The following is an 8873-nucleotide window of genomic DNA, read 5'->3' as shown; positions in this document are numbered from 1 at the left end:
TGAATCAATCCTTGCCAAACTTTACCGCGCCCTACTGGGGCATCCCTTTGAGCCTGAGTTAGAATCGACACCGTCTTTGCCCTCCTTTTCCATTTTGTGCCACGATCTGTTATGGCTGACAACGAACCTACCGCAGACCCCGTGGACGAAGCCTTTGCGGCTTACCTGCGTTCGTGTGATGCCGGTGAGTTAACCAGCCGAGAGGACTTTTTAAAGCAGTTTCCTGACGTTGCCGGACAATTAAAGCAATTGATGGAAGCGGCCGACCTGCTCGGCCAAGTGACGATGGCATCGGGATTGTCATCGCATCGAGCGAGGGTCCAAAACGGCGCCGACACGGTCGCCATCACCTCGGCGGTCGGCGAGCAATCGGATGTCGATCCGGCGATCACGCTGCCGATGGCGAACCGATCCAAGAACGACCCGGGCCCGACGCTACCGTTTGATCTGGGCGATTACGAACTGCAAGAAGTGCTTGGCAAAGGCGGTATGGGGATCGTCTATCTGGCGAACCAAAAACAGCTCAACCGCATGGTCGCGGTCAAGATGATTCGCGGTGGGATGTTGGCGGACGAATCGGATGTGCGGCGGTTTTATACCGAAGCCCAAGCCGCGGCCCGCCTGAGCCACCCCGGGATTGTTCCAGTGTATCAGTTTGGTCAACGAGCCGGCCACCATTTCTTTTCGATGGCGTACATTCGTGGCATCGACTTGCAGCGGAAAATTTACGCCGAAACACTCCACCCCAAACAAGCCGCTCGCTATGTTCGCGATGTGGCACGCGCGATCGACCACGCGCATCACAAAGGGGTGCTGCATCGCGATTTGAAACCTGCCAACGTGCTGATCGACGAATACGACGAAGTCCATGTGACCGATTTTGGGCTGGCCAAACACATGGACGCCGACAGCAGCGTGACCGGTACCGGCGCCGCACTGGGGACGCCTCACTACATGGCGCCCGAGCAAGCCGGGGGACTGAGCGATCGAGCCAATCGGCAAAGCGACGTCTATGCAATGGGGGCGATTTTGTTTGCGTGTTTGACCGGACGTCCACCGATCGTGGGCGACACCGTGATGCAAACGTTGTTGGATGTCGTTCACAACCCTGCCCCCCCCGTACGCTACTTTCGCTCGGATGCCCCCGTGGACATCGAAACGATCGTGGCGAAATGTTTGGAAAAGAGTCCACAGAAACGCTACGAGTCGGCTGGAAAACTTGCCGATGACCTCGATGCCTTTCTCGAAGACCGTCCGATCAAGGCGCGGCCTCGCTCGCTGCCGGTCAAGGTTTGGCATTGGCTCGAAGGGGTCCCCTTGGTTGCTGCCGTCTCGGGACGCCGGATGGTCAGCGCATCGACGTCGCATCGACGCTTTCAAGCTGTGATGTTGCTGCTGTTGTTGCTGACTCCCTTTGTGGCTGTCGGATTGTCGGTGCTGTGGCACAAGCACAAAGAATCGATGCCGAGCTTTGTTCGCATCGGCGGTGGACTGGACGATGGCGTCTACAACACGGTGTCAACCGCGATCGCAGAGCGGTTGGCCGAGCGATATCAAGTCACCAGCTCGGTCGCCACCAGCAATGGGTCGTTGGAGAACCGATCACGGCTACTAAGCGGCGAAGTCCATCTCGCGCCAATGCAGGCGTCGGCGATTAGCGGAAGCGACCTGTGTGTCGTCGCCCCGTTGTTCTTTGAAGTCGTTCATCTGTTGGTGCGCGAGGACGCGAACATCCAAGAGCTCGGCGATCTGAAAGGCCACCGCATCGCCGTGGGGCCGATCGGCAGTGGATCGCGTGAGGCGACCGAAATGGTGTTTGAATCGCTCGCGATCACGCCCGATATCGCTCCTCGCGAGGTGATGGCATGGAAAGAGTTGGAATCGGACGCGGCCCCCGATGTCGCGGTGATCTGTGTCGGTTTGGGCAGCCCGCTGATTGCCAATCTGATCCGTAGCCACCGCTGGGAACTGATGCCGATCCCGAATCCAATCAAAATTGCTTTGCAACACCCCACATTACGCCCGATGACGATCGATGCAGGCGATTATCCTGGGATCGAACTTCCCGAGGAAGGCGTGGCCACCGTCGGAACCACGGCATTTTTGGCGGCCCGCACCGATACCCCCTCGGAATTGGTAACCGCGACGCTCCGCACACTGTACGAACCTCCGCTGTTGTGTGCCGGATTGATCCCGCGAAAACATGCGGCCGAATGGCAAGGGTTAGCACTGCACAGTGCCGCACGCCGATTTTTCGAAGTCAATGAAACGACGCCCTAGGATCGAGCAAGAATCAATGGCAGGGCGTGTGCCTTAATGATTCGCATCGGCCTTAATAATTTGCATCGGCCGACGCGACATCCGCGGCTTGGACATGTCCCCAGCGATCGCCGCACATTTTGCGTTGCCCCCCGCTCTTCTGCGACGGAGGCACGCGAGAGGCCAACGCTTCCATGTAGTCCAATCGCTCTTCTTCGCTACTGAATTCCAGCGGCCGGATGCCTTGCAATTCGGGCAACGAACGGATGCCATGACGCTCCATAAACACGACAAGTCCATCGATCATCGAACGCACAATATCGGGTCCTTCGCGATAAACCGCCGACGAGACCATGGCGACATCGGCGCCGGCCAACAGAACTTTGATCACGTCGGTCGCATTGCTGACGCCACCACACGCCGCGATCGGCATCGCCGGACAAAAGGCATGGACTCGCATCACCGATTCAAGCAGATGCGATATTTTCCCGCTGGGCGTCAAACACCAATCGGTGCTCATTTGCAACGTATCGAGCGAGATATCTACTTCGGGCGAACGGCCAAACAAAACCAAGCCCTGGATTCCCGACAGCAAGCGAACGGCCAAATGGCTGAGGCTGGTGTATTCGCGGCTCAGTTTTAGAAACAACGGAATCGAGATCGATTGATGGATAATTTGCACCGCCTGGACGAGCGAATCCTCGATCTCGCGTGCATCCGAAAACTCCGACGGGGGTGGATGACGCAAATTCAATTCGATCGCACTCGCCCCGGCCTCTTGTAATGCCCCGGCATAATCGAGCCAATGACTTGCGTTGTCCCCATTCAAGCTGGCAATCACCGGCAGCGCAGTCTGGCGACGGGCACGCCGCACGATGGACAAGTAAGTCTCAGCATCATTGCAGAACGAATCCACTTTGAATCGCTGGGCCCGCGCCAGCACTTGGGTATCACGCGCCGTCAAGCTTTGGCCATTTTTCTGGTTCCAAAGCAATACTTGTTCTGCGAACAACGATGGCAACACTACCGCTCCGGCCCCCGAAGCATCGATGGCAACACGCATCTGTTCTTGCGCCGTCAACGGACAAGCCCCGATGACCACCGGCGAACGCAAACTCAATCCACCATAATGCGTTGTTAAATCGATACTCATTTAGGTTGTCCCCATTTTCGAATGGATTTCATGTTCACCGGTGTAGACCCACAAACCGCAAGCCGACATCCAATGCACACTAACGCGAACGGCAGATCGGGTTTATTGTATCTCGTCGTAACACTCACCGCCAACGTTGTCCGCCACTCGCGATAAACCATGGACGATATTTCTGCAATCACCACCGTCTTGCTGTTCGTGCTGACCGCGGGCTTGATTGCTGGCGCCGTGTGCAAACGTATCGGTGTTTCGATGCTGGTCGGCTATTTGGTGGTCGGTGGAGTGATCGGCGAAGACGCGTTGGGGTTCGTAAAACAGCAAACCCACGAACTCGAAGCGTTGGCGGAACTTGGTGCTTTGCTACTATTGTTCGCGGTTGGGATCGAGTTTTCGCTCGAAGAACTGGTACGTCTAAGCCGCTACTTTTTGCTCGGCGGTGTCGTCCAAATGACCCTCGTCGCCATCCCGTTGGCGTTGATCTGCATGGCGATGGGGATGAACGTGAACGCGGCCGTGCTGGCAGCCTCCGCAGTCGCGCTGAGTTCGACCGTGTTGGTGTTTAAGGCGTTGGCCGAATGGGGCCAAGCGGCATCACCGTCGGGCCGCCGTGCGATTGGAATTCTACTTTTCCAAGATGTTGCATTAGTGCCGCTAATGTTGCTGATCCCGCTGCTGACTCATCATGGCGAGCCGCCCTCGCTGAATGCGTATGCGTTGCTCGGCGGCAAATCGCTGATTTTTGTGATCAGCGTCGGCATGGTCTATCACATCGTTCGCCGCTGGCTTGTGCCGGAATTGGCCCAACTTCGCAGCGTCGAACTGGTCGTCCTGTTTGCGGTTTGTGTGCTGGGCGGTGTCTGCTGGGTTGCCCACTACTTAGGGTTACCCTCGGCGGTCGGTGCGTTGGCAGCGGGAATTGTGCTGAGCGGGAATCGGCTTAGCAAGCAAATTGACACCATCGTGTTACCGTTTCGTGAAACGTTTGCGGCGATCTTCTTTGTCACGCTCGGCACGCTTTTGAATCCGCGTCAATTTTTCGACGAACCGTTTCTGATCACCTGTGGTGTGCTGTCGATCCTGCTGATCAAAGGGGCGGCCGCGGCGATGGCGCTGCGTTTGGTGGGGCTGCGCACCAAGGCTGCGATCGGCATGGGAATGGGATTAGCCCAAATGGGCGAGTTTTCGTTCCTACTGCTTTCCGAAGGACTGAAACAGGAGCTGCTTAGCCCGATCGCCTACAACCGCTTGCTGCTGATCGCGTTGGGAACGTTAATCTTGACGCCTCAATTGATTCAATTTGGACTCCGCTGGTCGGGCGAAGATCAATACGAGCACGATGAACGCGACCACCACGGGTTGATCAACGACACCAGCCGGCATGCGATCGTGATTGGCATTGGGCTGATTGGACGCCAGATCAGTTCGCAGCTTGAGATGAAGGGGATTGATGTTCGGCTTGTCGATTTTAGCCCAATCAATCTGCACCTCTTCGCCCAACAAGGATTCCATACGGTCACCGGCGACGCTCGCGATCCACAAGTCCTGAGGCGGGCGGACGCTGCGAACTGCAACCTTTCGGTTGTCAGCGTTCCCGATGACGCTGCCGCCAAAGAGATCGTCGCGGCGCTGCGTTCGCTGAACGCCGACTCCACCATCCTGGTTCGCTGCCGTTACCAAGGGAACGTCGCAGCCATGCGACGAGCCGGGGCCAACGGGATCGTCAGCGAAGAGGGCGAGGCGTCCGCGGCGCTGCTGCGGTGGTGCGAACGTTTTGTGCAATCCAAAGCATGAACATTCGCAACCAGTAGCGACCGTTTTGCGTAGCGAAACTCGCGTCGAGACGCGAAGCCAATCACTGGCGTCGCGGATCTTGTAATCAACGAAGCCGCTCGTCAATCAAGGCTTGTGACGACGACGTAGTACGCGCCGAGCTCGCCTTCGCGGATCTCGAAGACTGGAGCCAACCGATACGATCCCTTTTTCAGTTCGGTGACGAAGCGGACTTCCTTGGCACCCGCGTCCACCGGTTTGCGATCGAGATCCTTGTCGTCGATACGCAGGACCGCGTGGGTAGCATCGATGGCGCTACCCGGCGTGGTACGAAACGCCTGTGTGGCACCAGGAACATTTTCGCCAGCCGGAAGCGAGGCGTTGATTGCCGCTCCCGACTCACCAGGCCAACGCCGCAACGAGACCTGGTACTTGCCGTCACGAACCACCTTCACCGCCCAGTGTCCCTCGTGCGTGAGCTTCTCGGATTTCGGATGCTCTCGGTCCGCCGCGCGGATCGAACCTTGATGCCACGGTGGATAGACTTTTTGAATCCAATCGTGAGCGGTCATGCTGACCACAGGGTGATCGGGGTGTCCGAGGTAGATCTCGGTCGTCTGAGAAAATGTGGGTTTCAGTTCATCCCACCACTTGTCGTAGAACTCTCGCATCGTCGCCACGACTTCGGGATGGTCTTTGGCGATGTTGTTTTTCTGGCCTGGATCGACGGTGATGTCATAAAGCTCCTTGCCATTAATCAATCGAAACTTCTGCGACATTACTGACGAACCACGCCATTTGATCGGATCGCGAACTCGCTGCGAATCACTGATCACAAAACGCTCAGGCCAATCGACGTCTTTGGCCGGATCGAGAAGCGAGGCAATGGAAACGCCATCAAACTTGACATTTTCCGGCTTTTTAACGCCGGTCATTTCCAACAGCGTGGGAACGATGTCCACGGCGTGCGTCAACTCATCGACGTCATATTGTTTGTCGATCCCGCCGGCTGGCCAATGCAGGAAAAACGGCACGCGGTGACCGCCTTCGTAGGGACTGCCCTTTCCGGCCTTCATTCCCGCATTATAAATCTTCGCCCCACTGGCCGTGCCATTGTCGGTGGTAAAGACAAAGATCGTGTCGTCGGCGATCCCAAGCTCTTCGATCAACTTACGAGTCTTGCCAACATTGTCATCGATATTGGTGATCATGCCATAGAATGCGGCAATGTTGTCGGACTGGTCTTGATACATGTCCATGTATTTTTGGGGACAATGCAGTGGTCCGTGAGGCGCGTTCGTAGCGATGTAGGCAAAGAAGGACTTCTTCTCTTTTGCACACTTGCTGATGAACGCATTCGCCTGATCAAAGAAGACGTCGGTGCAAAAGCCTTCGGCCGGAACGATCTTGCCGTTGTGAAAATAGGCTCCGTCAAAGTAGGCGTTGTCCCACACGTCCGGCGTCTGCCCGATGCCACCGCCGCCATGGCGATAGACTTCGGTGAATCCGCGATCTTCGGGACGATACGGATAGTTGTCGCCGAGGTGCCACTTTCCGAACATGCCGGTTTGATAGCCAGCGTCGCTGAACATTTTGCCAACCGTGACTTCGTTTTCTCGCAGCATCGATCGTCCCATGATCGTATGCCAAACCCCAGTGCGGTTGGTCCAGTGTCCTGTCAACAGCGCCGAACGCGTGGGGGAGCAGGTCGGAGCGACGTGGTAATCGCTCAGCCCCGAACTTTCCGACGCAAGCTGATCGATGTTCGGCGTCTTGATGATCGGGTTACCGGTGCACGCCAGATCGCCATAGCCTTGGTCGTCGGACATAACGAACACGACGTTGGTAGCCGAGGCGGCAAGCGTTCCCGAGAAAAAGAGCCCAAAGCTGAGCAAGGCAATTCGAAGATTAGAAGTCATGAGTGGTGGCGACTACGAATAGGAGTTTGAAGACAAGAGAGGCATTGTCAGGTTGACGTGGATTTTAGCGTCAAACCCAGACCGCCGCTTTATAGAACCGCAATCGACGAAGTTAGTCGATCGCGATTTCCAAGGCAAGTTTTTTCGGAACTCAGTCCCAGTTCACCTGTTTTTCGGTGTGGGTTTGACCCGAATTTCATCGCCAACCATTTTTTACAGTGCCTCAGCGACTCGCACGGCGATCCCCTTGCTGCCCGCCGGGTTACTATGAATCCCGTCATCGCTCAACTGCTGGCTGACTGTGATGGTACAATCAATTCACGCGAATTACACCGGCGTTTTGCCAAACCGTTTTGCCAAACCGTTTTGTCAACCAAGGTTCCAACTAATGAGCGCGGGCTTGCATTTAACCGTGGAAGAATACGGCCGAATGGTCGAACGTGGAGCGTTTGATCACCTGAATCGCAAGATTGAGTTAATCCGTGGGGAGATACGCGAGATGAATCCGGACGGACCTGCTCACGATGACTCCATCATTTACTTGACCGACTGGTCTGCTCACAGTGCGCCAAGAGACCAGATCCGCGTAACGGTCCAAACCGGCTTGACGATCTCGGAGCTAGATAGCCGCCCTGAACCGGACCTGCTTTGGATTCGTGCAGGTCGCTATCGCGATCAGCACCCAGCGGCGTCGGATGTGAAGCTGGCAATTGAAGTTTCCGACAGCACTCTGAAATCTGACTTGATTGAGAAGGCGGCACTTTATGCCGAAGCAAAGATCGTCGAGTACTGGATTGTGGACGTGCAAGGCCGCTGCGTGCATGTTTTCCGAGAACCTAAAAACGGTGAATACACAGACCGCACCGTCGCCAAACCCGGCGAACAACTTCAGCCACTCCAACCGTGTGCCACTGCACTGGACATTCAAGATTTGTTCGGCTGAGCAGTACACATGCAGTCATTCGTCTGATAAGAATGAAAAGGAGCAATCGCTTGGAATTCTCACGCCGACGATTACGCCGAAGCCGTTGCAGACATTAGCCGGCGGTCGAGCGAAGCGAATACCGCCGGAAGCCGATACAAACGCAAACACCGACCATGATGGTGATGGCAAATTACAATACGACCCTCATAACCCACTCTTGCTGATCACGATCGATTTTCGGACTCACCTGCTGGCTGGCCGTGATGGTACAATCACCGTGCCAAACGACATGACGTGAGCGATCAGTCGTTTCTCAGTGGATCCCTAAACTTTTGATCCGTGACGCGAGCGTCGTGGGTTTCATCCCAAGCCGCTCGGCGGCTCCACCGACTCCTGAGACTTTTCCGTTAGATTGCGCTAGCGCGCGGCGAATATTGGCGGCTTCCCACTGACGTAGTTCCGCGGCCGTCATGACACGCTCGTCGTCAAGTGACGCGACGATTCCCGCCTGCTCGGTGGTTGATTTTCGGTTCACCGCTTGCACCGGATCGAGCTGGAATCGCAATCGTCCAGCCTGGGATGTGATCATGGCACGCTCGAGAACATGCTGGAATTCACGAATGTTGCCAGGCCAATCATAACGCTGCAGATCATGGACATTCGCCTTGGTCAAGCGAGGAACGGGGCGGCCGAGCTTTCGTGCAAGCTGTGCGAGCAGATGCCCGGCTAACAAGGGAATGTCCTCTTTACGTTGACTCAGCGGCGGCAACTCGATCGGAAACACGCTCAGTCGATAGTACAGATCACTGCGGAACCGGCCTTCATCGCTTTCGTTTTTCAAATCTCG

At 56.2% G+C, this 8873-nt stretch carries 6 protein-coding genes and 1 pseudogene; 4 read left to right on the top strand and 3 right to left on the bottom strand.

Translation table 11 applies throughout. The annotated features are described in order from the left end of the window. Positions 1-111: 111 nt before the first annotated feature. Complete coding sequence (locus ABX962_RS22145) at positions 112-2280, top strand: serine/threonine-protein kinase (RefSeq protein ID WP_372722392.1); 2169 nt, start codon at positions 112-114, stop codon at positions 2278-2280. Positions 2281-2332: 52 nt separating this feature from the next. Here the strand turns inward: ABX962_RS22145 and ABX962_RS22140 are convergent, their stop codons facing one another. Then, entirely contained in the window at positions 2333-3412 is a 1080-nt protein-coding gene (locus tag ABX962_RS22140; RefSeq protein ID WP_372722391.1) for a dihydroorotate dehydrogenase-like protein, read from the bottom strand. A 159-nt stretch (positions 3413-3571) separates the two neighbouring features. Here ABX962_RS22140 and ABX962_RS22135 point away from each other — a divergent pair, with 159 nt between their 5' ends. After that, positions 3572-5203, top strand: a complete 1632-nt coding sequence (locus ABX962_RS22135) for a cation:proton antiporter (protein ID WP_372722389.1) — start codon at positions 3572-3574, stop codon at positions 5201-5203. Positions 5204-5304: 101 nt separating this feature from the next. On the opposite strand, the gene ABX962_RS22130 is transcribed toward ABX962_RS22135, so the two are convergent. After that, positions 5305-7101, bottom strand: a complete 1797-nt coding sequence (locus ABX962_RS22130) for an arylsulfatase (RefSeq protein ID WP_372722387.1) — start codon at positions 7099-7101, stop codon at positions 5305-5307. 388 nt (positions 7102-7489) lie between these two features. Here ABX962_RS22130 and ABX962_RS22125 point away from each other — a divergent pair, with 388 nt between their 5' ends. Both ABX962_RS22125 and ABX962_RS22120 read left to right on the top strand, forming a co-directional pair. After that, the gene (locus tag ABX962_RS22125; protein WP_372722385.1) at positions 7490-8044 is read left to right on the top strand and encodes a Uma2 family endonuclease; all 555 of its coding nucleotides are present in this window, start codon (positions 7490-7492) and stop codon (positions 8042-8044) included. Positions 8045-8129: 85 nt separating this feature from the next. After that, on the top strand, positions 8130-8324 hold the full coding sequence (locus ABX962_RS22120) for a hypothetical protein (RefSeq protein WP_372722383.1): 195 nt from the start codon (positions 8130-8132) through the stop codon (positions 8322-8324). Positions 8325-8339: 15 nt separating this feature from the next. On the opposite strand, the pseudogene ABX962_RS22115 reads toward ABX962_RS22120, so the two are convergent. Then, a pseudogene (locus tag ABX962_RS22115) lies at positions 8340-8873 on the bottom strand (hydrogenase); the annotation flags it as partial.

It is taken from the genome of Novipirellula sp. (genome assembly GCF_041583735.1).
Lineage (GTDB): Bacteria > Planctomycetota > Planctomycetia > Pirellulales > Pirellulaceae > Novipirellula.
This window is presented reverse-complemented; position numbering and strand designations above follow the sequence as displayed.

Bases quoted from the DNA above. Each gene is read 5' to 3' on its own strand.
- ABX962_RS22125 (WP_372722385.1), top strand. From the start codon at position 7,490: ATGAGCGCGGGCTTGCATTTAACCGTGGAAGAATACGGCCGAATGGTC.
- ABX962_RS22135 (WP_372722389.1), top strand. From the start codon at position 3,572: ATGGACGATATTTCTGCAATCACCACCGTCTTGCTGTTCGTGCTGACC.
- ABX962_RS22140 (WP_372722391.1), bottom strand. From the start codon at position 3,412: ATGAGTATCGATTTAACAACGCATTATGGTGGATTGAGTTTGCGTTCG.
- ABX962_RS22145 (WP_372722392.1), top strand. From the start codon at position 112: ATGGCTGACAACGAACCTACCGCAGACCCCGTGGACGAAGCCTTTGCG.
- ABX962_RS22130 (WP_372722387.1), bottom strand. From the start codon at position 7,101: ATGACTTCTAATCTTCGAATTGCCTTGCTCAGCTTTGGGCTCTTTTTC.